The sequence below is a fragment of the Candidatus Poribacteria bacterium genome, assembly GCA_026706025.1.
Classification (GTDB): Bacteria; Poribacteria; WGA-4E; order WGA-4E; family WGA-3G; genus WGA-3G.
Window position 1 is genome coordinate 43,579 of sequence record JAPOZO010000064.1, and the last position, 26,187, is coordinate 69,765.

Genomic DNA, 26,187 nt, shown 5'->3' on the forward strand with positions numbered 1-26,187 from the left:
GACTCGGCAAAGCGGGTGATTCGTTTTCAGGCTCGAAAACACGGTGCAAAATGCCGAAAAGAATGTTGTCGTCAGCAGGCAAATATTCTCTATTTCAATGGGGTAATATAGATTACTCCTTTAGCCTCGTTGGAATCAGAAAAAACCAATCTGTTGTCAAAGATATAGAGGTTAAATTTCTCATTTAGTAACAACCTCTGGTTCACCGAAGCGGTTTTTAATTTGTCGCATACTTACATCTGCCCAATAACGATAAATAGTTCTTTCTTCTATGAATATCTGTTCCGGTGAACCGAATTCTTTTATCATTGATTCCAGATGCACAGATTTCGTTGAGGCACATCCGAAAGCGAATATGAAAATAGCAAGAAATCCACAATTACAAATATTTTTCATGTTGGTAAAGCCCCCTCTTTTGATACTATTTTACGATCAGCATTTTGCGAGTGGCGGAAAAATCTTTTGCGGTAAGCGTATAAAAGTAAATTCCGCTACTGACTTGTTCGCCAATTTCATTTTTACCATCCCAATAGGCAGCACGCGTTCTGTTCTGATAGATACCCATAGGCTTGTGTCCTAACGCTAACGTCCGAACACGCGTGCCATCGACAGCAGAGATTGTTATGGTGACATCTGCGGGGGCTGATAGCTGATACGGTATCCACGTCTCCGGATTGAACGGGTTCGGGTAGTTTGGGAGCAACATTGTCTGTCTGTAGGAAGTCGATAGCACGCGAACCGCAGGTGCAGCAGCAGCCTTGGGGATTTCCCAGAGAAGCACTTTGCCGGTGTTATCGCCACTTGCCAGTAGAGCCCCGTCGGGTGAAAAAGCCAAGCTCTGGACTTGGACAGAATTTCTATGCCCTCTGAGGGTTCGTAGGTGTCTACCTGTGTTCGTATGCCACAAACGAATTGTTCCATTATTGTCTCCCGTAGCGATGCGTTTTCCATCTGGGCTGAATGAGACACTCCAGATTGCAACAGGGTGCGATAAGGTCTGTAGGTGCTTGCCTGTATTGACATTCCACAAACGAACAGTGGGCACCGCAAATACATTTACCGTGGCGATTTTCTGACCATTTGGACTGAATGCTATGTCATTGACCCTATCCTGATCCTCTACTGTTCGTATGCGAAGATTCATATTCCATATACTAACAGATGAAGAAAGACCTTCTCCTAATGCTGCGATTCGCTCGCCATTTGGACTAAACGATACGTAAGTTCCGGTTCGTACACCTGTGTGCAGTGTTTGCATCAGTCTGCCAGTGGATGTGTCCCACAGATGGGCGTTTCCGAGGCCGCCTGCCAGGATGCGCTTTCCATCTGGAGAGAATGCGATGCTGGTGCACCAAGTCTCAAGTGATAATGCCTGTAGATGCTTGCCTTTAACATTCCACAGATGAACTTTACCTTCCCCGATTCCACCAGCGATGCGCTTTCCATCTGGAGAGAATGCGATGCACTCCACGGCTTCTCCATAGGGTGCTGAAGGTGCTAATGTCTGAAGGTGCCGACCCGTATCCGTCTGATAGAGACGCAACATGCCGTTTTCTTGACCGGGTGTACTTGTTGCTGTAGCAATTTTTTTCCCATCTGGACTGAATGCTATGCTTTTGACCCACCCCTCATGATCTGCTAAGGCGCGTAGGTAAGTCTCACGTAAAATTGTCTCGTCCAGTGTAAAATAAGCAGAACACTCAACGAAATTCCCGAATACATCAATAGTCGCGACAGAAATATCAATATCCGCATCGGATCGGATCAAATCGGAGGTCACAAATTCAACGGTGGCGTTTTTACTTCCATCGATCGATTTATGACTCACCAATACATATTCAATCCCATCGTGTACCATGAGTTGTGCCTGATGGAGTCCCTCCGGATCGTTTATCTGAAAACGCAAGGACAGCGTATTTGGCGGGGAAATTAAACGTTGGGAGACCAAACTAATTTGTGAAGGCGTGTCGATTTCATTTCGGGGACGACGGTTGAACGCATTATGGACATCCAACCATTTTGCAGCAGAATCTGACAATCTATGCGGTTCTACACGCGCGGTTTCTCTACTCCCATGGGGATCGATAAAAACGCCATAAGACATTACATAGGCATCTGCGCGAAAATCATGACCTAACCCAAAAACATGCCCCAACTCATGGGCAATAACTCGACTGTTATTACATTGACCACCTTCGGCAGAGAAAACCGCTATACCCGCACGATTCCCTCGGGAGCGAGCCCGGGCGCAAAAGCCTATTTCTTCTACCGATGCATCTGCAAAGACGAGATAGAAGCCCTTAGATACGTCAAAATATTTGCTTATTTCTTCGGCCACTTTATCAGCAGAATATCCATCGGTGTGTTTTCCAAGAATATGATGCACAATGGATTTACCGGTCGGATCTGTCTCAAGTTTGAAAGTTTTTCTGCCAAATCCATGCCGATCCATCTCATCGGCGAAAAATTGCTGCACTTCTGTGATTAACGTAACCAGTCGTGTCTGAATATCTGCGCTGGGTTGTTTATCATTGGGTAGAAAATAGATCATGTGCACGATATTTTCATTTGATGCGTTTTGTGCAAAACTGTTGGGTACAAACACAAGCATCGCAGAAATGAGTAATGTGAATATAAGAGCGTGTTTGGGTTTCATTTGACGCATAGGTTTCTCCTATTATTTCAATATCAGCATTTTGCGGGTCGCAGAAAAGCCTTTGACACTCAGCGTATAAAAATAGACACCGCTGACGACAGCTTCTCCGATGTCGTTTTTACCGTCGTAATAAGCCGCACTGCCACGCGCGTGATAAACACCCGCCTGTTGATACCCTAAGTTGAGCCGTCGGACCAATTGGCCATCGATCGCATAGATGGATATGCTCACCTCGGATGCGTTTGCCAACTGATACGGTATCCACGTCTCTGGATTGAATGGGTTTGGGAAATTAGGCAGCAATGCATTTCTGGCAATTGTTGGTGCTGCTGCGATATTCTCATCAACTTCAAATCTGACATTTTCTGTGAAGTCGTATGTATTCAAATTTCCTGCTCTGTCTCTTATGCCTATCTCAGCTATTCCCCAGATACCTGGGGGACTACCAACTGGCAGTATGATTTGGTTATCGGCAATAAAAGTCGTATTGACGCGGCGGACCCTGCGAAAATCGAGAGACCCGACGAGGTCGTTCCCGATGATTTCAAGCAATCCGTGGAGGTTATCGGGGTTCGATAACAGCCATCTCGCACTCCGGTCTGGAAAGGTACCGAGGGGTTCTTGTAGGAAAGAGAGTACCTCATCAAAACTGTTCATCAGTTTTTACCCACTACATATCACGCCAGAAAAAGTGTTGCGTTTCAGATACCTTTTATTCTACCGGATTTCTCCGAGGATGTCAATGCTATTTTCAACTCATAACCAATCGTCAGCATAGGGTGATATGATGACTTCACCAATTAACGTTTCAATATCAACCTTAAGCGACTCACCTATTTTCCATATCTCTGGAAATCCGGTATTTATCAAAGTGTTCAAATCATCCGGGGTAGCGGGTTCAGGATAATTGCTATGAAAGTGATCGAATACTAATGGCACAGAGTCGATGATGAGACGTATCTCTTTTTCGTCTATGTACGCTTTTCTCTTATGGAAATAAGGAAAATATAGAATTTTCTTAAGTTGTTCGGGTACCGACGCTGATCGGGGACTAAATGCTAGGTCCTTCAAGTAGTGAAGTTCATAAGCTTCATCGGTACTATAGTTCATTTTCCCAATAAATACATCAGATTTGTTGGACAAACTTTTTTTCAAATTTCCCACGGTTGTTTTGATGGCGATGCCACTCTTCCGCGCAGCATATATTTTCCACATAGCTATTGATTGTTCTTCGCCATTATACCAGCAGTTACACATGACATATCTACGCCAATTTTCCAAGAACTTCTCTTGTGAATCTCCATCGAAAATTTCACTAACTTCACTTGTGTTACTGTTTTTGACCTGATGAGCTGCCTCTTTTTGAATCAATTTTATTGCTTCCGGCTTATATCCCTCATACGGATCCTCAAACTTATCAGCTCTTGTGAAAAACAGGGAATCTGATGTCAAAATATTGACAAATTTTTCAAAGTCCATGAACCGCCACAGAATATCATCGTTTTCGGGAGGAGTGATACCTTCTAATTCTTTGACCATAAGAGACTCCTTTTAACATTTTAGATATTTCGCTATATTCATCACTCAGCCAGGGACCGCATCCACAACAAGCAGACATGTCTTCCTGTTTGTATTTTTCGGATTTGGTTTCGGTGGTTCATAGATTATCATTGTAGCACAATCTTATATGAGAGAGGGGTCTAAATTTCCGGTGGCAGTACATTGTTTCTCAATGCGTGGTCGGAAAACTTCAACTAATTTTTCAAACTTTCTAACGAACCATTGATGTTGATCCGACCAGTCTGTTTCATCGGTAACATCGCAGTATTTTAATTTTATCTGTCCTTGCGTTTCACCCTTTATCCCCTCATACCAATAAAGTCTTTCACCCAGCTCCTTTTCAATCGCTACCTGTTGTTCTTTCAGTGAATGAAGGGACTCTTGTGCAGATCCTTTCATGACAAAGGCAGCATAGATGCCTTGAGGATTGACGCGTTGAATTGCTCTGATCTAGCATCCTTTTATTCCCATGTGAAAATCTCTATAGTGAGAATTATAGACGCTTGGTGTTTTCAGACCTAATTTATCAGAGGGTAATTTTTCAAAAAATGCAGCCCAATACCTTTGATTCTGTTTTTGACCGGAAGGTAAATTCATTTTTTTCTCCTTATGAAGCGGGGTCCTCTACGCGCTTTTTCTATTTTTTCTTCGGCTGGATGTGTGTACATATTTTCCTGCCCTTGAAGATAACAGTTCAGGTGTTCAATCCATCTGTTCCAGTTCACCGAGGTGGAGTGCGGTTGAGCAGATGTTCGGGCGGTAACTCACCCGTCAATGTTTCAAGGAACGCAATCAGTTCCGTTATTTCCGCTTCGGTGAGACCCAAGGGTTCGATCCGCACCGCTGGCATATCCGGGAATGCGTTCGTGTAACCGCCAGCGTTCTTAAAGGCAATCACCGAGCGGAGCGTCGGAAATTCACCGGTGTGCAAGTAAGGTGCCGTTATCGCGACGTTTCGGAGTGGGGAAGTTCGGAATGCGCCTTGGTCTTTCGGTGTCGCTTTCAGAACACTCAGCATCTGCTCGGCGTTCTCTGTTGAATCTGAATAGGTACCGGCGGAGTTAAACATATTGTTTAAGAGTTTCGGTATCCCTTGAAACCGCCCCTTATCTTCAGCGATGCCTTCTGGAACCCCAATATTATGGAACTTGTTGTCCGAAAATAGCGGTGTATTGTGGCACTCGGCGCACCCGGCTTTTCCGACAAATATTTTCAACCCTCGCTTGGCTTCCGGGGAGATCGCGTCTGCATCACCGGCGACATACCGATCAAACGGTGCGTCCGGTGTGATGAGGAGACGTTGATATGCCTCAACCGCCTTACCGATGTTGGAGAAGATGGCGTTCACAGCGATCTTGTCTGCTGCCGCCATATTTTCATACGCAGGGTCCCCCGGTTTCCCTTCCGGTGGAAAGCGGTTGGCATCATCGAGGTCAGGAAGCTGACCGAACACCGCCTGATATGCCTCTTGATAGTGTTCGTTTATGACATGGGCATACTGCGTCCGTGTGCCAGCCATTTCGCTTTCACCTTCAAGTGCGAACAACGCTTGCGCCCACATCGTCTCCGCCCTGCCATCCCACAGCTGCCATGTGTTGTAAGCCGCGTTAAGCACTGTCGGTGTATTCCTTGTGCCGCGTCCGGTCGCGAATGACGTTGATTCGATGTCGGCAAACGCGTAGAACGGGGAGTGGCAGGTCGAACACGCAATCGTGCCGTGCTTTGAAAATCGGAAATCGAAAAAAAACTGCTGTCCCAACACAGCTGCAGCGGGATCATCCGCAAAACGGTTCGTTGGGTTGGGGGGTGGCATCAGTGGCAACGGCGATAAACCGAGTATGATTTCCCACGCCTCCGGACTGAGGGTATCGGTTGTATCTCTTAACGGGACGATTTCGGTGAGTATCTCCCCAGTGTTTCATCACATCCTACGAAGAATAGGGTAACATTTAGTAGAAAAAGAGCCGAAACTGTGAATGTGTAAAAGCGATTCATAATTCCCCTTGATAGATGAGTTAGGTTATGAAACTCTGGCTTTGACGCAGATGACTTGTCCGGGATGCACGTCTCTGATCCCTTGATTCACTTTGGGCATAACAGGTTCAATGTCTTGTAGTTTATTACTTCTGGCGGAGATGATAATGACACTGATAGCATAGTTGCTAATGTTCTGTTGATGTTTAAATCCCTTGTCCATTGTCACCAACACATCAAACGTTGCGGCGGCTTGCTCAAGAAGTTCACTATTTTGCTTTCCGGCCCACCCTTGTCGAGAAACAGTTGTCACTTGGAAATCGTCATCAAAATATCGGACCAATCGCCAGTCTAAGTTTTCATCAAGTAGAACACGCATATTACTTTGATTTCCTTTGTGCAGCGTATGCCTCAATTGCGGTTGTCAATGCGAATTCTAAAAATTCAATAGCCTGCTTTCGCGACACAGAAGGAAACCCTTCAAGAAACTCATCAAGGCTTGCTCCTGACTTTAGGTGATGAATGAGCGTGTGTATCGGCACCCGCGTGCCGTCAAACACTGTCGCACCGTGGTGAATGTTAGGGTCTTGGTATATCATTGCTTTGTATAAACGAAACGCTGTCCACTCGGTATCTAAATTTTGCCGAGATGTTTCCAAACCGCTTTTGTAAAACCGTGCCGATGGACACACTTCTGACATAAGTCGGATATTTATGGCTTTAGATAACTTCTCACATATATCGTCAACAACACTACGGCTACGCTTCGTATTTTCTTCTCTCGGTTTTATCCTTACATAGAGCGCATCATTCCTGACTTGCTCCAAAAAATCTTCCGACAATCGTTTAGACATGGACTCACTATATTCCAAATACGGATAATCTTCTTTGAGAATAAGTTTCAGTTCATCTACAACGAATGGCGTTTCATGTAACTTTTGCATGATGACTCCTTCTTTTATGGGTTGGTCCCTTAATCGTTTTTCCGTTTTCTGTGATCCATCTGAATCCCAATAAGTGTCGTGAGTTCGGTGATTACAGTCTGCATCGCGGCTTCGAGCGTTTCGAGACGACCCGCTAACGCCTCAAGCGTTATCGGTTCATTTTTGGACATTCACGGCGCACTGCCCATCATATCTCCGAGCGTACCGAGACTTCGTGTCATTTTTTTCTATCTACTTGTAGAATTATTGCTCTTTGTCTATAATACCCAAAGGAGGGTATTCCAATGTTTAAAACTTTGTGCCTTTTACTCGTTGTGATTCTCTGTGGCTGCACAATTCACCAACAGAGCCACACGTTCAAAGAGACATCCGAGATAAAAACTTACACCTACGCCGAAGCTCGCGTTCTCTCTGAGGATTCCAATGGGTTTTACAACTTCTTTTTATTGCCAGACATCTCCCCTGACCAAGCACTTGCCTTCGAGCAAAAGTTCGCCATCGAACAAGGAACAAGATATAATATTTTTGCCGGTGCGCCCCGAGAAACTGTTTTGCGAATCTACCACGCCGATGTACCTGTAAAAACACTTGAAGCTTACGGTGAAGTCATCGTGGGGCATCTACAAGCGGAAACAAGATCTACACAGCTTTCAACCTTCTGGAATGCCGTAGCACTCTGTGTGGAGCTCTGTGCCTCCATTCCTTCAACATACCCGCGCAAAAAAGAGGCTGAAGATGCTTTGATCGGGCTTCTCCTCGCATTAGAAGATGATTTCATCGACGATGTAGACACCGAGATACACTCCGTACGCCGGATTGTGGATCGCGTTAAATGCCAGCATGTTTCACAGGCGCGACCGTGAATTTAAACAGTCGCAGTGCCGCGCCGTTCCCGCTTGAGAATCACCCGTGATGCCTACGGTTTTTCCGCCACATATAGTAGAAACCGCCGTATTTGCCCCAGATCTTTTTCTTTTCAAAGATGTCTGTCTCAGCAATGACCTGCAAACGCTTTTCGATCAATTCTAAAGAAGGCATCGAGACACCTCTTTCGTGGATAGAGTGAATTTTATCAAGGACCCGCTGATGGACCGTCGCGACCGTCATCCAGTCATCACTCACTTCTATAACGTAAGCATCTATCGTTGAAATACGCATGGACATAGAAACGTAAAAACACGCCCCTCAATGGGTTTTGAAAAGAATATTTCGGGTAACTACCACTGCCGTCAAACTGCTTGAAGAGGTGGATGAGGCTTTGGACAGGAACGCCCAAAGTTCAAATTAACAATAGGATACGACACTTACACCGAAAAGTCAAATCTATTTTTTGTAACACGCCCCGAAAATCCATCGTATATTTTCTGTAATGTATATGTATCCATAAATACAATACTATGTGTATATAATCGGACAATAATACCTGTAGCCTTGTATATTTGAATACACACAAAGGGAGGTATCCGATGAAAGATCAAATGTCCACAGTCGCAATTGTCGGACAGAAAGGGGCATCGGCAAAACAACGCTCTCGATCCATCTCGCTGTCGCCGCGACGCTCGCTGGACATACCACCGCCCTGATTGACCTCGATCTACAGGGGTATGCCGCTGGCTGGGGCGATATTCTCAAGAACGCCAACACCCCGAACAGTGAATACCCCATCGTCATCTCCGCACACGCTTCACGGCTGCCACAAGTCGTCGAGAAAGCCGCTGAACACGACATTACATTCGCCATCATTGACACGCCCGCGCAGCCGCAGAAACGCACCTCTACACGCCAAGGGAAAAAACTCATCTCCGGGCACTTTGACAAAGAGGTGCATTACCGCCTCAAACGCATCGCACTTGAAACCGACACCACCATTCAAGACCTCTTAGGTGAGGCACTCGAGATGCTCTTTGAGCAGTATCATAGCCACGGTTCTTTTAAAGGTCTTTTAGAAAAATAGGGCATGTGAGAATTCTTGACCCTTTCCGTCAGAACGTGTATAATGTGAGAAGCATTGTTTAGTAGGGAATTCCATCTGCCTCGCTTGAGACTGTCCCTACCACTACCGAATGGAATCGGGAAACAATGCTTAAGTAAACAATGCAACCTCTAACTAAAAACACAAACAGAAACTCTGCTATGATATTTAACGATTTACACGAGAAAGCACAATCCGCACTCGATGAATTAGATGAAGCGGTTTTAGAAGTATTCTCTCGAACCAACGAACCCTTATATCCGGGTGAAGTCAGTGCCAGACTCGGACTTCCACGATCGCTTGATCCAGACCTTCCGTATCAAACGATTCGGGATTCACTTTACCGTTTACAGGCTGATGGTAAACTTGAACGCGTCATACCTGATACCGATGATAGTGGTCGTCGAAAATGGCAATTCACAGGCGCAGAAAAACAGGAATGAAACCTTGTAAAATTATGCACCTGAAAATCATTGAATGGCTACACAATTACGCCCCTAAAAAGTTTGGAGAGCACATGGGATTGTCTGAAGACGTTGCAGCTGTCCTCATAGTTGCAGTGCGCAGTGAGGCTTATCTGGAGCAACAATGCGAATGAGGAAAATATGCGACTGAAAAATATCATAGATGTTTCTGATCGACTCACACTCCCGATTAACTATACCCCCTGTTGAAGGGTGTGATTTACCGGTTTCTCGCTGAATCGGATGCCGAATACGCCACCTTTCTGCACAATGAAGGCTATACGGCTGGCGCGAAACGTTTCAAACTCTTCACGTTCTCACAACTCATGCGGCGCATTCTTGACGACAACATCCATTTCGGTTCGACGATCACATGGTACGTCTCATCGCCTGTTGAACGATTTTTCTCGCATTTCGCCGATTATAAACCAAAGGAAACTACCCCTTCCTTTGGTTTCGGGCTTTACTATAGCAGCTATGACCTATCGGAGGGACATGTATGGAACAGATAGGGGAAAAAAAATGGGACGGACGGGAATGGGAAATATGGTCCGGATTTATCGGTGAACTGCGTCAGTTAATTCCCACTTTCACGATTCATGATTTTCGGATAGGAAACGGAATAAATAAATACAAATCTGTCATCGTCCGAGAGCCTTACGGTTATGTCGATATTGGGGCGGAAGTGGATCCTGTGAAAGGGGTGCGTATCCCGATTCAGGTCGTCAGAAAACGATATGAAGGGGTTGTATGGGAAAACTTTACACCTAAAAATGCAATACTCGGCTATGACCTTATTCAACATTATGATTTGCTTGACCGAGTGTTGGAGACACTCAAGGCGTTCAGTGAAAGAGAGACGAAGGGGATTGTTCATGTGACACCCCTTACTGAGCCAGAATCTCTTGCAGCAAAGATGGAAATCTCCACATACGGTGCACGTATACGCATTGAATTTCTGGTACAGAATTTCATATACTACGTGGACGATGGAGCACCGTATGCCCTGAAGGTGATTTGTCACAATTCCATGGATAAACGTATCGCTGTTAGAGTTCACCTATATTTATATCGTGAGGGGACATCTGATATTCCCTTCAGAGGATTTTATTCGCGACACAAGCCTGAAGAATTGAAGGAAGGTGAAATCGAAAGACTCTTAGGTGAAGAACTTATGAGAATTGCGAGAGGAGACTGGATTACAGCGACTGCTGAAAAAGAAACAGTCATAGAGTTAAGTAAAAAATATTTCGATGGAAAATGGGTGGAGAGCATTAGATTTATTTTGGAAAGAAGTGGCGAAGCGGGTTCTAATCGCGTAAGGCTCTATCAAGTGCGTGAGAAAGTCAGTAAACTCATTGCGGATATAAGCGAATTGGGTTTGCAGGAACGGCAAGAGATTAAGCTTTTTTATTTTTTGCATGAGATAGATAAAGTATTGGAAGAAGAAGCAAAGGAAAAAGAGAGACAGGAGGCACAACCAACTCTTACATTGTGAGTTCGATAAAAGACGCATTCAAAAAAAAAACTAAACTTTTTTCGGCGGTGCGTATATATTATAACAAAGCTCTTTCGTAAGACATTCAGGAACGCAGAAACATCTCAAGGAGGTGCTGTATGAGAGCCTATAGCCATCCAGGTAACCATGGGCAGTGTCCTTTCTACATCAATCCCGACGATGTGCTAACAGCAGAGGCTTCCATCGCCCACTGTGTTGCGTGTGCGACGCGGGGCGATGCTTGCCTGCAAACCCGCCAAGACGATTTTCGACAACTCGCCTATCTCACCATTCTTGAAGAGACCCCGAAGTACGATCCCGCTCATCCGAGTCGCGCGAGTTTCATCACGTTCATCAAAGCCAAGGTGTGTACCAAACTCTGGGCACAACGCCGGCAGGAGCTGCAATATCTCACCTTCCCGCTCGTTGATGTGTCGGTGTCGAACCCCGATGCCGATCCGCCACCCGGCTTTAACTCTCTCACAGCGGCACTCTACAACGCTGCGTGTGAGTCTGAATCTATGGAAGATTCGGTCATCAATGAAATTCACATCCAGCAATTCCGGCAACGCCTTCCGCTCATGCTCAAGCGGCTGACAGACAAGGAGCGCAAAGCCGTCCGTCTGAAATACTTTGACGATTACATCGGTGAAGACATCGCCGAGGTACTCGGTGTGTCGAAAGGTAGAGTCAGCCAGATTCTGAAAAGTGCGATCTCGAAACTCAAAAACGCCTACGAGCGTTTGCAGACAGATTTGCTCTGATGCCGACGCAGCGACGCGATACCCATCGCAGAAAAAAGGAGATGTATTATGGAAACGCACGTCCGATATGAAAACGGGGTCGTCATTATTCAACCCCAGGGGAAACTCAATAGAGAGCCGAACATCAGAGATTTTCAGGACTCCATTTTACCCGAAGTCAAGGCTTTCGATCAGCCTCTCATCCTCATCAACTTGTCAGACACACGGCGGATGAGCTCTTCCGGACTGAGCGTGCTGATGCAAGCCTATACGCTAACAAAGCAGAAGCAGGGGCGCATCGCAGTGATCCATGCCAGCAGACACATCAACAATCTACTCGTCTTGAGTCGCCTGGCGAGTCTCTTTGAGTGTTTCGACGACGAAGCAGATGCGGTGGCGGCACTCTCAATGGATCTGCCGACACTCGAAACACCGGCGATCGACGCGGAACACCGCCGACGGGTCCCTCGCAACACGTTCTTTCATTGAAGCGGGGGCTGCGTTACCGAATATGGCGTGTATTACGGAATCCGAAAAAAGCGACAAAGGAGAACCCCATGAAAATGATAATGCGTCTGAAAGATGGCATTCCGATTTTGGAACCCAATGGAAAAATTGTCGGTCCTGCGGTATCGCAATTGCGAGAGCGACTCGCCTTAGAGTTATTGGATGCTTCTGAAACGCCCTGCTTTCTCATCAATTTCGAGCATGTTCAGAAAATAGATAGTTCTGCCCTCGGTATGCTGGTAAATGTACATATTATCGCTGCACAGCTGAAAAGTCGTATCGGTATTATCAATGTTGGGCGACACATTAAGAGTTTACTCGTCCTAAGTCGGCTGGTGACGATTTTTGAACATTTCAAGAGCGAGGACGCTGCGATCTCGGCACTCACCAAAACGCTGAAATAGATGCAACGACCCGTTCTTTAAGACGTGTTGCTACGGGGGGTGGCAGTGTCAAACCCACCCCCGAAGATGCGATAAAGTCCTTCTGTGCTCTCTGCACGCTCATCCCCATTTTAGCATGCTCACTGCTACTGTCGATTGTCCTCGTGCTGGAGAGATAAAGTAAGGCAATACATTTTGTTTATTATCACAGACCTTGATTGGTCGATCAATTTAGACCACTGCCACAAGATACTGACAAAAAAGAAGTGGCACAAAGCGGGTGTTTTTGTCTGTTTCTATGTCAGAGGCGACTTTTCCAATACGGACACCTTTGAGATACGTTTCGCGTCTCAGAGCGACGCGGATGCATACCTTCTCCGCCTCTTCACAGCCCTCGAAGATGGCAAAAGAGTATTTGATGACTTTTCCAATGCACGGACATGGCAGCTCACCGACAACGGCTTTCTGAAAAAGTGCTAAAGTTTTTGCTGTGTCTTGTCCGTTGATGTCACGGACGACACGTTTCGCTTCAGGATCCCTTAGAAAGCAGGAACATTTTTCTCGCCCGAATAAAATGATACGCGAAAATTAGATTGTTACTTCACAACCCTGTTATCCAGTTAGATCAATAAATATTTCAACAAACGATTTAAATTCTTCGTATGTCCCAGCATAGGAACAAATCAAAGAGTTTTCAGCAGAATAATTGCAAACAACTTTGACTTCATCCCCATTTGTCAAAGTTATTATTGCTATGTTATATCCTTTTTTGTTAATTCTTGCTATTCTATCCATATCAATTTCACGAACACCTAATTTTAGTTTCATGTGTCCCCCAGCTTGCAATTAGCAGTTAAACACTTTTATAACTTTAGGTTTTTGTATTCCTCTGACCCACCGTAGCATGTCCCAGGAACGTGAAGAGGACCAACGTTGAAGCACAAGAGAAAATCGCTTTACTCGAAAATCACGTCGCCGATCTGTAAAAGCAATTGGAGCGGTTAAATGAATGCGAGACCACACTTACCGACGAGAAAGAAGAAAAACGCGCCCTGATATCTCCAGGACAGCAGCCAATCTATGAAGAAATCTGAGGCCTCAATGAAGTCGATGATGTATTTCATAGGGGAGTTTCCCTCCACGATACAGGCAGTAACGCCACGCTTTTACCTATGGAAGTTCATTACATGCAAATGTCAATGACAAAACGGAGAATGTTATCCAGATGCTGTGGGGACCTCTACTCGCATGTCTCTATTTTTTCGTCTGGTTAAAAACACCCCAACTGCAGCGATGACATATCCGATAACTGTTCCCCAAAAACCAAATTTGATAGAATAATATTTAGCCGCTTCGCTACGGGTCCCTTCTAAGAAATTTCGCATTTGATTCTCTTGAATATAGGAACTAACACAATACGATAAAAGAATTCCAAGTCCAATGCCCACACTCACGAAAACGGGTGCTCTTAATCTCCAATGGGGATCCCGCGCCAATGCGTAGAAACTGATACCAACGGTGACCGTGGATGCCACAAAAACAAACATGATCAACGGGTGCGAATACACAACAATAAAACCTGATCTACCTGTTGGATCACCAATTCCGCCCCAGGGCATTAAGACACAAACAAGTGCAAGCATTCCGCCAGCATGTATGATAGACCACGGGTGTCTTGCTTCTACAGAAACTTCGGCGGCCCCGTTCACATCTTTTTTCCTGATTAAACAAACACCCATGATAGCGACTACAAACCCTATAACTGTCCCCCAAAAACCCAATTGAGTGGAGTAATTATTAATATCCGGCACCTGTGATATCCTTACATGCCCAAGGTACACCGTTAGCAGGTGCGAGAGTCCAATACCAGCACATATACGGATTGGCACTTTGGACTTCCAAGGGGTCCGACGGATTACCATGTATAGGCTCAAACTAATAATTACGGCACTTGTGATAAAAGCAACTGCAATAGGGAAAACATGTAGTATAAGATCATCAAACAGGAAATAATCAACACCTGACATAATGAAAATGAATGGCGCGCCGCTTTCCACCCACGGCAGAAAGAAACAGGCAAACGCAACAATCCCACCGAGTGGCGTGATAAACTGTGTCCATCGTGTCGCTTGAGTGTGCAAAATATTTTCCTACCTTTGAAGATAACAGACTCCCATGCCTAATAGGACAATCGCGAACGGGAAGCCCGTCGCAAGGGAAGCGGCTAACGATCTCAGTCCTCCGCCGAGGAGGAGTGCGATAGCCACTAAGCCTTCTGCGGTACACAAAAACACACGTTGTAGTATCGGGGCGTTAACCTTGCCACCGGCTGCGATAATGTCAATAATCAGAGAGCCTGAGTTCGACGAAGTGACGAAGAAAATGATCGTCAACGTCATACCGAATACAGGAGAGGAGCGTTGTCCACGGAAGTCCTTCAAACATTTTGAAGAGTGCCAGTTGTAGTCTTTCAACTTTGAACTTGAGGGCAGGTTCGTAGTAGTGCGATTTTGCGGTGTACTCACCCAGAATTGCACTACTACGAACCAAATTTACCCTAAAACTCAACATTGAAGCACTAATAGTCCAACTTGTCCAATTCGCTACGGAGCCCCATCCAGACGCAAACCGCCATTCCTAATAGGATAATAGCGAAGGGGAAACCTGTGACGAGGGAGGCTGCCTGTAAAGAACTCAGACCGCCGCCAAGTAACAGCACGATAGCAACAGCGCCTTCAGCCGAGCACCAGAACACTCGGTGAGAGACCGGTGCGTCAAACTTGCCGCCTGCTGTGATCGTATCAATCACAAGCGAGCCAGAGTCAGATGAGGTGACGAAAAAGATGATCGTCAGCAGCATTGCGATGGAGGACACCAGCGTCGTCATCGGCAATTTGTCAAGCATTTTGAACAACGAGAGTTCTGGTGTATAGGCTTCAACCGTTTCGGTCACCCCGGTGTAGCCATCGCTCATGAACTGGTCAAGGGCGGTGCCGCCGAAGGCACTAAACCAGATTAAACACAAGAGTGTTGGTAAAAGTAGCACGCCGGTGATGAATTCTCGAACTGTGCGTCCCTTTGAAATTCGGGCGATAAAGGTGCCGACGAAGGGAGCCCAGGCGATCCACCACGCCCAATAGAAGGTTGTCCAACCGTGCAAGAACCCTGTGTCTTCACGGCCGACCCAGTTGCTGAGGGGCCTTAGCTTGGAGATATAGGCACCCAGCCCGGTGAATACGCCTTTGAAGATCGCGAGTTTCGGTCCGACGACGAGGATGAAGAGCAAGAGCAGAAACGCCAGGATCACGTTAAGCTGGCTGAGGCGTTTGATGCCGATATTCAGCCCTGTCAACACGGAGATGAGTGCGGCAGCGGTTATGCAGACGATCAGCACGACCATGGTGGTGTTGGTCGCCGGCACTTCAAACAGGTAATTGAGCCCGGCGGTCACCTGCTGTGCACCTAAGCCCAGTGAGGTGGCGAGCCCGAACAAGCTGGCGAAGACGGCGAGCGTATCGATGACATGACCCGGCCAGCCCCAAACGCGCTCACCGAGGATCGGGTAGAACGCGGATCGGATGGTGAGCGGCAGTCCCCGGTTGTAGGCGAAGAATGCCAGGGCGAGTCCGACGACGCCATAGACCGCCCAGCCGTGTAGTCCCCAGTGAAACGTCGTCGCCGCGATACCGAGGGCAGGATCGGTTTTTGCTTCACCGCCGAGGGGAGGGCTCATAAAGTGTTGGACAGGTTCCAAGACCCCGAAAAACAGAAGCCCGATACCGATACCAGCTGCAAAGAGCATAGCGAACCAGGTGAGGTTGGCGTATTCAGGGACAGCCTCCTTTCCACCGATGCGAACCTTGCCGAGTGGAGAGACAATCAGAAAGAGACAGAAAAGCACAAGGAGATTGACGCTGTCCATGAACCACCAGTCGAAGTTCGTCGTAAGCCACTTGCGGGAAGCCCCGAAGACGTTTGTTGCCCCTTCGCGAAATACGAGGGATCCGATAACAAAAATGACGATGGTAATTGAGGAAACGAGGAATACCGGTGTCAACCCAAATATCTTGGTGTTGTTCTCGAGGTGTTTGCCTTCTTCGTTCATTTCTAAATTCTCCTTTTTTTCATTAACCGCTACCATTTACCTCACAGTGAGAGTTAAGGGCAATTTGTAACAATCCCTCCAAACTTGTAGTACTTTGAGCAAGCAGTAAATTATTACGGTGTCACCCTTTAACTGAAAACTGATAACTGATAACTACTTAGAAATAGTAGCCGAAGTTGAAATTAAGTCGCCAATGCCATCTGTTATTTCCGTTGGCACCCACATGATTGACCCCTGTAAGGATATTCCCATAGTCATCTCCGGTGTTGCCAACAAAGAAGTTGCCGTCGGAAAGTGCGAAATCACTATACACATACAGCGCACCCAAGACCGTCCAACTTGCACCGAGTGTCACAAGGGTACTGGCGTTGTAATCATCAACAGTTTTGAGGATAGTGCTCCATTCAGCATAAGGCGTAACACTGTCAATCCATGAGATACTTGAAGTATCTATACCACCGTATCGTAGCGACAGCGCGGGTATTAATCCTGTCGATGCCACGGGCCAAGCGAAGTCATAAGCACCCATCGGAATTAAGTCTCCCGTGCCCCAAGGCGTATCATCAGTGATATTATGGGCATAATAGGAGAATTGCGAGAAGAGCGTGAAATCCGCAACAGTATTCTTCATGTGAGCAGAGACAGCATAGTGGTTACCACTATCATCGTCTCCCACGTTTGTTCCCTTTAGCAATCCGTATTGTGCGGAAACACCGAAATCCCCGATATTCTCAAGTGCGTAGATTGCCCGGAGGTTAAATTGTAATAGTTCATCATATCCGTTTTCACCTGCACCCCACTCAACGTTTCCTGTCGCATCGGCCTTTTCTTCCCATTTGACGACATCATAACTGTAGCGAGAACTCGCCAGACTGCCATACTTTATCAACTGAGGGTCACTCATAGGGTAGAAGCCTACGTCAAGCGTCAGTTTATCAAAGGTATCATTCCATATGACCCCTAAGTCCATATCGTCGGCGAGTCCGACATAAAAATGCTGGTCAAAAAACCAGCTTGTCGAAACGCCGTAAGCAGTCGGGCCGAAGGGCACCCGCACAATTCCCGCCTTAAGTGTACCAAAATCACCGAGATTGTACCCCAACCAAGCAGTGTGTATCATGCTGTAGCCATCATACCACCGGTATTCAAGCCGACTGATGATGTTGTTATAGTCAAGATCAGCATTGAGGCGAAAAATCTCAAGGTCAACATCACCGATTTTTTCGCCTCGGGGATGTGGGTTCTCCTCATCGCCGTAAGCACCATAGGCGTAGTTTACGCGCATTGCCCCACCGACCTTAATCGGGCTTTTCTTAGGTTCTGGAGCCTCAACTGCTTCTGCTGTCTCTTCGGTTGCATCAGTTTCCGCCATCGCGAACGGAGAAACGATCAGCAAAAATGCAAGCCCGAAACTGAATATAAAACCTATCTGTTTATACACCGTTTGCCTCCTTAATGGTAATCTATGTACTGCCAACAAAATTGACTTTTTTCATCGAAAACGTCTATCCCAGGGACATTTATTTTAAATATTTCATTAAATCGTCCCGACGTGTATCCTATTATACATTTATACGTTTTTTATTCAAAAAAAAAATCGGATGGATGGAGGTTTATCTTGAAAACCACATTTTTTTTCACAACGTTGCTATTGATTGCCGCAATGCTTTCAAACAGTTGGGCAGAAGATAAAAGACACAACGACTTACCAGAAAATGCAATCGCACGCCTCGGAAAAGGTGGCGTTAACATCATGCGGTTTTCACCGGATGGTGCCCGGCTCGTTGTTGGCACAGATGTCGGTTTATGGATATACAATATCGCAGATAGAACAGAAACATCTCTATCTAATGGATATACCGGACGCATCAATGCACTTGCTTTTTCGGCAGATGGAAAAATGCTCGCAAGCGGCGGCTATAACAACCCTGTTGTTCAGTTATGGGAGATGGATACCAGCACCCAATTAACAACAATTCCACTTACCGACCTTAGTAATTCCGTCAAAGCCTTGGCATTTCATAAGGATAAACTCATTGGCATGGATACGTTTAATAGAATTATCCGTTGGAATGTAAACACCAACGGAAAGATGGAAATAGTGAATAGAGTTACGATTTCTGGCACAGCAGTCGCATTCCCAAAAAAAGGAGATATATTCGCAAATGCAGACCATAATGGGACAATTCACTTGTGGGAAGCTGCTTCCGGCGAAAAATACGCAACCCTCGGCAAACGGAGCAGTTTCCTCAGAAAATTTATAGAGGACCTCGTTGATAAACCTAAGCCACGCGCAATTTCGGCATTAGCCTTCTCACCCGATGCAAAAATCCTCGCAAGCGGGAGTTTCGACAAAACAGTACAGGTGTGGGATACCGAGAAACAAAAAAAATTAGGGATACTCGAAGGGCATCACGGATGGATTACGGCTGCCGCAGTCTCCGACGATGGAAAAACCTTAGCAATCGGCGATACAGATAAAGTCATAAAACTCTGGGATATAGATACACAGCAGCAACGCGCCACTCTTAGCGGACATACGCACGGCATTGCTACACTCACCTTTTCACCCGATGAAAAAACGCTTGCAAGTAGCAGCTACGATGGCACAATCCGATTCTGGAACCAAGAAAATGGGCAAGAAATCGAGATTTTTACAGCAGGACACACCCAATGGATTAAAACTGTAGCGTTTTCTGAAGACGGGGCAACCCTAACAAGCGCGGCCTTTAACGGCATAGTAGATATATGGAGCTTACAGACGCGGCAAGAGTTGATTAACTTCGCCAGTGCCCAAAGCGATATAGCAGAGATATTGGTATTATCTCCGAACGGGCGGCTGCTTGCCAATCGTGGACAAACCTATAGATTGGCATTTAACACCTATGATACACGCCAAAACTCGGAACTCATAAAAAGAAGACCTATTCAGTTTTGGGATATAGTCACCGGCGAGCAACTTTTCACTTTTCAATTAAAGGAAAAAATCGCTCCCATATCTGTCGCATTCTCCGCTGATGGAAAAGTCGCAATGGCTTATAGCAATGCTCAGAAAATAGAGATTTGGGACACACGCACACAGGAAAAATTATTGAGCCTGAACACCAGAAGCACTTTTCCAAAAAGTAAATTAAAATTCTCACCCTCCGGTTCCCTCCTTGCTATGTACAGCTATTTTGTGCGAACACAAGTATGGGACATCGCTACATCAGGGGAACTGACACCCTTCACAACCGGAGCGGATTGGACAAATTCGTTGGCTTTTTCACCCGATAGCACATCCCTTGCTACCGAACACATGTACGGTATTGTTTTATCGGAAATAACATCAACAGATATTGCAGAACAACACATAATTCACTCGGAAAATTTATTGAGTGCCGCTAATATAATAGACTTCGCTGATGTTTTACAATTTTCACCGGATGGAAAATTCCTGATCGCTCCAAAACGAAAAAGTGTAGGATATGGAATAGCGATTTGGGAAGTGGAAACTGGGAGCAGCTTAGAAACTGTCCCTGGCCATACCGCACCGATAGACACCTTAAGGTTTTCTCCAGACAGTAAAACGCTCGCAAGCGGCAGTCAAGATGGAACAGTCCTCTTATGGGACTGGCAGAAAACCGTCGCCGAACAAACTGAAAAAAGAACACAGAAAATCCTGTGGAAAAACGATCCTGAAATCGTGAAAAACTATCTACAGCAGCGTAACTATCAATTCAAGCGAGAACGGGGCAGATACATCCTACGAGATACCGATGGGAATGAGGGATCCATCGACGCAGATGGCATGGGGTCCACAAGAATTGGAGATGTTCGGGTCACGCATTATGGAAGGGGTTATTTTCGGTTGAGTATTAGACATGTTGGAACAGGCAATTTCATCTTTGACAAGCAGGGAACCCTCCAATCCGTAGACCCATCAGATTTTGAAGCTAATAAGACGGATTGAGAGGATTAACAGAGCGGAAACTCTACTTTTTGTCTCCTAATACTATTTTTGTTAATAGATATCTCTTTATGTAGAACAAACTTTTATTTTCTTCCGCAGCACCACACATTCCTTCAGCGTAGAGACAGTACCACAGAAGTCCATCACGAGACATACAAACGAATCTATAACGAACGCATTTCTGATTTGACAGCGTTGTGCCGAAAGTGTCACCAAGCAAAACACACACGTTGAAGGCATAATGATGAAAAAGAAATAGATTTCCCAAGAGATAAGGCGGAACTCGTAGGGGCGAGGCACCCTCGCTCGCTGTAGCGTGTTTCATTAATTCTGAAATCCACTATAAATATTTTTTGCTTGATACCCTCTTTAGGGTCTGTTATAATACGCTACAATTGACTAAAAATTGAACACTTTTCTGTAGGATATGAAACCATTTTTTAAGGATTGATATTATGAGAAAAGAAAGCACAATTTTGATAACTGAGATTGATAAGATACGAACCGGTTTACAACAACGGATATATCGCAATGAAGCAGAGGTGTGTCAAGGGATTGTAGATGTATTACTACGGCATTTAGGGTGGCAGCCTGGCTTTGTCCGTCGCGAATACCAAACTGCCAATGGAAGAGTAGACTACGCCCTCTGCGATCAGGTGCAAAATCCGCTTGTCCTCATTGAAGCCAAAAAAGTAGATAGCCTTGCGGGGGCAGAAGAACAACTTTTTTCCTATGTGGATGATCAAAACGTTCCAATGCTCATACTCACCGATGGCGAGGTCTGGAAATTCTTTTATCCATCTGGAAGGGGCAGTTACGATGAACGCTTGGTCTGTGAACTGAATCTCAGTGATACCGACAGCGATAATAATGTTTACAGACTTCAGAGATATTTGAGTTTTGCTATGGTACAAAAGGGCGTGGCGTTTGAAGCCTTTGAAAGTGACTATAACAAGGCGGTACGTCAAAAAGAGGCATTAAGGCAGCTCCCCCTGACGTGGCAGGAGTTGGTAGACACAGGAAATGAACATTTGATAGAGGTCATCGCTGAGGCGACAGAAGATGCTTGTAGACACAAACCGAGCACGGAACAAGTCTTAGATTTTCTTAAAACCCTAACAAGTTCAGGAGGCAATGATTTGCTTCCAACTCCTTCTGAAAGAAAAGCGAAGTATATTGCCTATTTTCAAGATCTGATAGATGAACTCCGCGAACGGCATAAGTTTACTAATGCCCGTATTCCACAAAAAAACGAAAATAGCAATTACTACAACTTTTCGTCAGGTTTTCCGCAAATTGGGTATGTCGCAGCATTTAAAAAGGGAACCGTGCAGACGCGACTGTGGATTCATTTCCCTTCAGATGAGGAGAAAACTCAAAACTTCTTTGATGTTCTCAAAGAAAGAGAATCCGAAATCAACGCGAAATTCGAGGCTCCCTTATATTGGGAACGGCGCGACGGACAAGTAACATCGCTAATTTATATCAAGCGCGATGGCGACATTAACTCCGATGCAAGCGAGTTAAAAGTCATCAAAGCATGGCATGTTGAGAATCTACGCAAATTCAGAAACGTTTTTACGCCTGAGATACAGCTTGTATTCGAGAAGTGGAAGGTGCAATAACATTCACCTCGTGGCTTATCACAGATAACTCGCCCAAAAACCAGGTCTTTGTGGAGCAGTATCGCAAGGTTTACGGCACCGACCCAACCGGTTTCGTCGTGTACCGTGATTAAAGCGAGGTATGTCCAAATGTTTTTAAGATTACTTTTATTAAGTTTTGTAGCGCATTTGGTGTTGCTATTCGGCTGTGACCAAAGTCGGATGCCAATCACCGATATAATGACGGATACAAGACGGATACAATCTGAAGATGAAACTGGAGCTGAACCTGAACCTATCGTAGATGCCAATATGGTGTTAATTCCTGCTGGCGAGGTCTCCATCGGTTTATCACAAAGTCAGTTAGAACGGTATAAACAGCAATATCCGCCTACGATCCCTGTTACGCTCGAATGGTTCACAGTCCAAAGGAAAGCGCATCTCCCCGCAACAGCATTACCCCTACAAACCGTCTATGTAGATGCATTCTACATGGACATACACGAGGTGACCTGGGAGCAGTATCTCGATTTTGTCAACGCATCGGGGTATGAGAGCACGCGGGTGACTCAGACGCTGAAGATTTTCCCGGATTTGGTAAGCAGATCCGGCTATTTTGGAAAAAAGCCTATTACACAACTCACGATCCCTGAAATGAAAGCGTATGCTGAGTGGCACGGCAAACACATCCCAACCGAAATTGAATGGGAAAAAGCGGCACGCGGCGGACTCAGAGATAAGAATTACCCCTGGGGCAACGAGATTGATCCAACGCATGCTAACTACAATCATGCGGGCATCCTAAATGTATTTAACCCGGATAATAATACACCCGTTTTATCACTTGTTGAAGTTGGGCAGTATCCCGCAAACGGGTATGGGCTTTATGATATGGCTGGCAATGTCTCGGAATTTGTGACGACTCAATGGGATCATGTTAGGGGAGATATAGATGACGTTATATCTCGCGGTGGTAATTATCGCAGGCCCGGATTTGAACAGCAGAATTGGTATAGAAACTATCACAAAACAGGGGAATATACAAGTTCAGTCGGTTTTCGGTGTATCAAACGCATCAACGTACAGCCCCGCGCACAGAATGTTCCTTGAGGGGCAAAAACAAATGAGAAAACTCCCCACTGTTCTGCTAATCCTAATCGTACTTACGGGTTATGTGTTTGTCGTCGCTCAACGACAAGAAAGCGATGAAGAACTTATAGGTTTAATAGTCAAAAACAACTTCTTTGATGGGGTAAACATTGATCACTTAACCGTTATTGAAAAATTAGAAATGAAAAGTAAAAAAAGGAGATTTGCTATGGAAATCAAACTCGGTAGCCAAACATATCAACTCGATAGAAATAGGGTTTCGAAGATCACACAAGTAGGTCCCAATATTGCCTGTATCTGTTTTGCAACTGGTGATCCTCCTATACTGGTTCGGTGTAATGTTAAGCGTCCTATCGCTGGCACATTCACTTTTCCGGGAACAGTTAAAGAACTTAAGGCATTTATTGATAGAAAAAAAGATGTAAGCCTTTACAGAAAGAGGTAGAACATGGTATCGGAACAAGTCGCATATTTAATTGCTTTTATAATCTTTGTTGGTGGTGTTGTTAGTTTCGCACTAATTATTTATTACAGACGAAAAAGTATTAGTGAATACGAAGCAGAAATTGGTCGACTGACTTCACAATTACAAGAAAAAGAGGGTTATGAAAGTGAAATCCAGAAACTTCAAGTTGAATTAAGTGATTTAGATGTACGCAAAAGCGAATTGAAGTCTGAGATTGAAGAACTGGAAGGGGTTGCAAGCAGACATTCGACAGATATAGGCGAACATTCTCAAAAACTGTTCTCGTTGACAGAAGAATTAAACTCTGCTCGGGCAATTTTGAAAAAGTCTCAAGAGGAAAAAGAAGCGAATAGTAAACGAAAAAAGGAACTTGACGAATTGATAAAGTCTAAGGGAGCTGTGCAAGAAAAAATTCATACTCTAAAAACCGAAAGGAATTCTGTTTCAGAGAACCTTTCGGAACTAAAATTACAATTGGTTTCTGTAGAACATGATTTTGATCTGCAACAGCATGGGCTTTACGAACCGTTATATGATTTTGGGACGGCAGAAGAGTACAAAGAAAGACTAAAAAATATACGCGATGCCCAGAAACTGATGTTTCGAGAGAAAACGGCTATCACTTGTCCAGCCGAGTGGACTGTTCAAGGAAGTAGAAGAGAAGGTCAGAAGATGATTACAGAGAAAATCAAACTCATGGCGAATGCCTTCAATGGGTGTTGTGACTCTATTATAAGCAAAGTTAAGTATAGTAATATCTCCAGTATAGAAAAACGGATAAACAAGGCGTACACAGATATAAACAAACTCGGTTCCACCCTGCAATGTTCAATATCTGATAGGTACTTGCAACTAAAATTTGACGAACTCCACTTGGTTCATGAATACCAAGAGAAATTACAAGAAGAGAAAGAGGAACGGGCTGAGATCACAAAGCGGTTGCGCGAAGAAGAACGCGCACAAAGAGAACTTGAAAAAGCGAAACTTCTGGCAGAGAAGGAAGAATCCAATTATCAGAAAGCGTTAGCAGAAGCCAGAAAAGAATTTGAAAGTGCATCGGTAGATAACCGCAAAAATACCGAGAAACTCAGAGATAAAATCACCCAATTGGAGGAAGATCTGAGGGAAGCAACAGGGAATAAGCTTCGTGTGTTGTCTCGTGCAGAAGTTACGAGGAGCGGGTATATCTATATCATTTCAAATATCGGTTCATTCGGTAAGGACATCTATAAAATTGGACTGACAAGACGTTTAGATCCTGAAGACCGAATCCGAGAATTGTCTGGTGCAGCAGTGCCATTCCGATACGATGTGCATGCCCTTATTTTTTCTGAAGATGCACCAAGTTTAGAAAACGCTTTGCATAGAGCATTTGAAGCAAACAGAGTGAATCTCGTCAATAAGCGTAAAGAGTTTTTTAATTGCTCGCTTGAGGCTATAAAGAAAATCTGCTCGGAACATGAGCCTGAGGTAAAGTTTTTCGATATGCCAGTGGCTGAAGAATTTAGAAAGACTAAAGCGATGCGTAGAGAATTACCTCCCGATGCAAAACCTTAATCCTGTGAATTCTGATTCAGACAACCCTTATGTTGCAACGAATATCTTAGCACAAGCAATTAACAACGCACAATCTACGGATGCCGGTGCCATCAAAGACACACTTTTAAACATCAAAGATATTGAGACGATCATCGGTAAGTTTTCTTTTCATGAAAATGGCAGTGGTGTCTATGATCCGACGGTATCCATCGTCCAAGATGGCATTTTACAACCCTTTCCTGATCCTATAGAAGCTGAAACCCGCGAACCTTCCGGTGAGGAATAGTCGCCATTATCGTCCTGCGGGGAGACGCTAAACCCCTGCACTTAATAAGGAGAATTTACATGCTGAAAACTAAACTGACTCATATGGTACTTGGTGCGGTGATAGTGTCTTTCGGATATTTTATCGGCACCATGAACAGCGATCTAAACGCACAACTTCCAGTGGAGTCCGCTAATGCTAACTATACCTTTGAGACGATCGATGTCCCGGGTGTAGACTCCTTAGCGTTGACGGCGAGTTCCGACTTTGAGGATTACGCCGGCTATACGAAAAAGGCGGATGGTGAAAAAGAGGTCGCCTTTACACTCATTGACGGCGTTTTTACGACGTACGATTTCCCGGGTGCAAAGAACACCTATTTCTATGCGCTTGGTAATGATGGGCGCGCTGCGGGCTACTACGAAGATAGCGAGGGTTTGCACCA

The 26,187-nt window shown here is 45.2% G+C and carries 32 protein-coding genes and 1 pseudogene; 17 read left to right on the forward strand and 16 right to left on the reverse strand.

Annotated features, from left to right (window positions below):
* Positions 1-180: 180 nt before the first annotated feature.
* The 8 genes from OXH00_16795 to OXH00_16830 all read right to left on the reverse strand — a co-directional run bounded on the left by OXH00_16795 (position 181) and on the right by OXH00_16830 (position 7,304).
* Complete coding sequence (locus tag OXH00_16795; GenBank protein MCY3742674.1) at positions 181-396, reverse strand: hypothetical protein; 216 nt, start codon at positions 394-396, stop codon at positions 181-183.
* 25 nt (positions 397-421) lie between these two features.
* Positions 422-2,665 carry a hypothetical protein gene (locus tag OXH00_16800; protein ID MCY3742675.1) on the reverse strand — a complete coding sequence of 748 codons (2,244 nt, stop codon included), beginning with the start codon at positions 2,663-2,665 and terminating at the stop codon, positions 422-424.
* 12 nt (positions 2,666-2,677) lie between these two features.
* Positions 2,678-3,313 carry a T9SS type A sorting domain-containing protein gene (locus OXH00_16805; protein ID MCY3742676.1) on the reverse strand — a complete coding sequence of 212 codons (636 nt, stop codon included), beginning with the start codon at positions 3,311-3,313 and terminating at the stop codon, positions 2,678-2,680.
* 99 nt (positions 3,314-3,412) lie between these two features.
* The gene (locus tag OXH00_16810) at positions 3,413-4,195 is read right to left on the reverse strand and encodes a DUF2971 domain-containing protein (GenBank protein MCY3742677.1); all 783 of its coding nucleotides are present in this window, start codon (positions 4,193-4,195) and stop codon (positions 3,413-3,415) included.
* 742 nt (positions 4,196-4,937) lie between these two features.
* Positions 4,938-6,029, reverse strand: a complete 1,092-nt coding sequence (locus OXH00_16815; GenBank protein ID MCY3742678.1) for a hypothetical protein — start codon at positions 6,027-6,029, stop codon at positions 4,938-4,940.
* A gap of 207 nt (positions 6,030-6,236) precedes the next feature.
* Positions 6,237-6,569 (reverse strand): DUF5615 family PIN-like protein, encoded by a 333-nt coding sequence (locus tag OXH00_16820; protein ID MCY3742679.1) that lies wholly within the window; start codon positions 6,567-6,569, stop codon positions 6,237-6,239.
* A gap of 1 nt (position 6,570) precedes the next feature.
* Positions 6,571-6,789 carry a DUF433 domain-containing protein gene (locus OXH00_16825; GenBank protein ID MCY3742680.1) on the reverse strand — a complete coding sequence of 73 codons (219 nt, stop codon included), beginning with the start codon at positions 6,787-6,789 and terminating at the stop codon, positions 6,571-6,573.
* A gap of 374 nt (positions 6,790-7,163) precedes the next feature.
* Entirely contained in the window at positions 7,164-7,304 is a 141-nt protein-coding gene (locus OXH00_16830; GenBank protein ID MCY3742681.1) for a hypothetical protein, read from the reverse strand.
* A gap of 114 nt (positions 7,305-7,418) precedes the next feature.
* Here OXH00_16830 and OXH00_16835 point away from each other — a divergent pair, with 114 nt between their 5' ends.
* Complete coding sequence (locus OXH00_16835; protein ID MCY3742682.1) at positions 7,419-7,997, forward strand: hypothetical protein; 579 nt, start codon at positions 7,419-7,421, stop codon at positions 7,995-7,997.
* A gap of 40 nt (positions 7,998-8,037) precedes the next feature.
* Here the strand turns inward: OXH00_16835 and OXH00_16840 are convergent, their stop codons facing one another.
* Positions 8,038-8,298 carry a hypothetical protein gene (locus tag OXH00_16840; GenBank protein MCY3742683.1) on the reverse strand — a complete coding sequence of 87 codons (261 nt, stop codon included), beginning with the start codon at positions 8,296-8,298 and terminating at the stop codon, positions 8,038-8,040.
* Positions 8,299-8,818: 520 nt separating this feature from the next.
* Positions 8,819-8,962: a hypothetical protein gene (locus OXH00_16845; protein MCY3742684.1), complete on the reverse strand. Its 144-nt coding sequence runs from the start codon at positions 8,960-8,962 to the stop codon at positions 8,819-8,821.
* On the opposite strand from OXH00_16845, the gene OXH00_16850 reads away from it, so the two are divergent.
* The 9 genes from OXH00_16850 to OXH00_16890 all read left to right on the forward strand — a co-directional run bounded on the left by OXH00_16850 (position 8,957) and on the right by OXH00_16890 (position 13,181).
* Positions 8,957-9,088 carry a hypothetical protein gene (locus tag OXH00_16850; GenBank protein ID MCY3742685.1) on the forward strand — a complete coding sequence of 44 codons (132 nt, stop codon included), beginning with the start codon at positions 8,957-8,959 and terminating at the stop codon, positions 9,086-9,088. The genes OXH00_16845 and OXH00_16850 overlap by 6 nt on opposite strands.
* A gap of 179 nt (positions 9,089-9,267) precedes the next feature.
* Positions 9,268-9,549 carry a hypothetical protein gene (locus OXH00_16855; GenBank protein MCY3742686.1) on the forward strand — a complete coding sequence of 94 codons (282 nt, stop codon included), beginning with the start codon at positions 9,268-9,270 and terminating at the stop codon, positions 9,547-9,549.
* A complete protein-coding gene (locus OXH00_16860) occupies positions 9,546-9,704 on the forward strand; it encodes a hypothetical protein (protein ID MCY3742687.1) in 159 nt (52 codons plus the stop codon). The genes OXH00_16855 and OXH00_16860 overlap by 4 nt, the downstream gene beginning before the upstream one ends.
* 81 nt (positions 9,705-9,785) lie before the next feature.
* Positions 9,786-10,082: a hypothetical protein gene (locus OXH00_16865; protein MCY3742688.1), complete on the forward strand. Its 297-nt coding sequence runs from the start codon at positions 9,786-9,788 to the stop codon at positions 10,080-10,082.
* Positions 10,070-11,068 carry a hypothetical protein gene (locus OXH00_16870; protein MCY3742689.1) on the forward strand — a complete coding sequence of 333 codons (999 nt, stop codon included), beginning with the start codon at positions 10,070-10,072 and terminating at the stop codon, positions 11,066-11,068. Before OXH00_16865 ends, OXH00_16870 begins: the two co-directional genes overlap by 13 nt.
* Positions 11,069-11,187: 119 nt before the next feature.
* Positions 11,188-11,832, forward strand: coding sequence for a sigma-70 family RNA polymerase sigma factor (locus tag OXH00_16875; GenBank protein MCY3742690.1), 645 nt, complete (start codon positions 11,188-11,190; stop codon positions 11,830-11,832).
* Positions 11,833-11,880: 48 nt separating this feature from the next.
* Positions 11,881-12,300 carry an STAS domain-containing protein gene (locus tag OXH00_16880; protein ID MCY3742691.1) on the forward strand — a complete coding sequence of 140 codons (420 nt, stop codon included), beginning with the start codon at positions 11,881-11,883 and terminating at the stop codon, positions 12,298-12,300.
* 68 nt (positions 12,301-12,368) lie between these two features.
* Positions 12,369-12,722, forward strand: coding sequence for an STAS domain-containing protein (locus OXH00_16885; protein ID MCY3742692.1), 354 nt, complete (start codon positions 12,369-12,371; stop codon positions 12,720-12,722).
* Between the two features lie 174 nt (positions 12,723-12,896).
* Positions 12,897-13,181, forward strand: coding sequence for a hypothetical protein (locus OXH00_16890; protein ID MCY3742693.1), 285 nt, complete (start codon positions 12,897-12,899; stop codon positions 13,179-13,181).
* A 132-nt stretch (positions 13,182-13,313) separates the two neighbouring features.
* On the opposite strand, the gene OXH00_16895 is transcribed toward OXH00_16890, so the two are convergent.
* From OXH00_16895 to OXH00_16920, 6 genes and pseudogenes are all read right to left on the reverse strand, one after another.
* Positions 13,314-13,529: a hypothetical protein gene (locus OXH00_16895; protein MCY3742694.1), complete on the reverse strand. Its 216-nt coding sequence runs from the start codon at positions 13,527-13,529 to the stop codon at positions 13,314-13,316.
* A 173-nt stretch (positions 13,530-13,702) separates the two neighbouring features.
* Positions 13,703-13,825 carry a hypothetical protein gene (locus OXH00_16900; protein MCY3742695.1) on the reverse strand — a complete coding sequence of 41 codons (123 nt, stop codon included), beginning with the start codon at positions 13,823-13,825 and terminating at the stop codon, positions 13,703-13,705.
* Between the two features lie 93 nt (positions 13,826-13,918).
* Positions 13,919-14,842: a hypothetical protein gene (locus OXH00_16905; protein MCY3742696.1), complete on the reverse strand. Its 924-nt coding sequence runs from the start codon at positions 14,840-14,842 to the stop codon at positions 13,919-13,921.
* Between the two features lie 9 nt (positions 14,843-14,851).
* Positions 14,852-15,167 (reverse strand): annotated as a pseudogene (locus tag OXH00_16910) (BCCT family transporter).
* A 112-nt stretch (positions 15,168-15,279) separates the two neighbouring features.
* Entirely contained in the window at positions 15,280-16,806 is a 1,527-nt protein-coding gene (locus tag OXH00_16915; protein ID MCY3742697.1) for a BCCT family transporter, read from the reverse strand.
* Between the two features lie 157 nt (positions 16,807-16,963).
* Positions 16,964-18,247 (reverse strand): hypothetical protein, encoded by a 1,284-nt coding sequence (locus OXH00_16920; protein MCY3742698.1) that lies wholly within the window; start codon positions 18,245-18,247, stop codon positions 16,964-16,966.
* 177 nt (positions 18,248-18,424) lie between these two features.
* Between OXH00_16920 and OXH00_16925 the strand changes: the two genes are divergently transcribed.
* The 7 genes from OXH00_16925 to OXH00_16955 form a co-directional block, all read left to right on the forward strand.
* Positions 18,425-20,758: a hypothetical protein gene (locus OXH00_16925; protein ID MCY3742699.1), complete on the forward strand. Its 2,334-nt coding sequence runs from the start codon at positions 18,425-18,427 to the stop codon at positions 20,756-20,758.
* 455 nt (positions 20,759-21,213) lie between these two features.
* Complete coding sequence (locus OXH00_16930) at positions 21,214-22,383, forward strand: DUF4268 domain-containing protein (protein ID MCY3742700.1); 1,170 nt, start codon at positions 21,214-21,216, stop codon at positions 22,381-22,383.
* Positions 22,384-22,512: 129 nt separating this feature from the next.
* Positions 22,513-23,472, forward strand: a complete 960-nt coding sequence (locus tag OXH00_16935) for an SUMF1/EgtB/PvdO family nonheme iron enzyme (GenBank protein ID MCY3742701.1) — start codon at positions 22,513-22,515, stop codon at positions 23,470-23,472.
* Between the two features lie 13 nt (positions 23,473-23,485).
* Positions 23,486-23,917 (forward strand): hypothetical protein, encoded by a 432-nt coding sequence (locus tag OXH00_16940; GenBank protein ID MCY3742702.1) that lies wholly within the window; start codon positions 23,486-23,488, stop codon positions 23,915-23,917.
* 3 nt (positions 23,918-23,920) lie between these two features.
* Entirely contained in the window at positions 23,921-25,495 is a 1,575-nt protein-coding gene (locus OXH00_16945; GenBank protein ID MCY3742703.1) for a DUF4041 domain-containing protein, read from the forward strand.
* Positions 25,482-25,763 (forward strand): hypothetical protein, encoded by a 282-nt coding sequence (locus tag OXH00_16950; protein MCY3742704.1) that lies wholly within the window; start codon positions 25,482-25,484, stop codon positions 25,761-25,763. The genes OXH00_16945 and OXH00_16950 overlap by 14 nt, the downstream gene beginning before the upstream one ends.
* A gap of 59 nt (positions 25,764-25,822) precedes the next feature.
* The coding region (locus OXH00_16955) for a hypothetical protein (protein MCY3742705.1) at positions 25,823-26,187 on the forward strand (365 nt) is incomplete at its 3' end.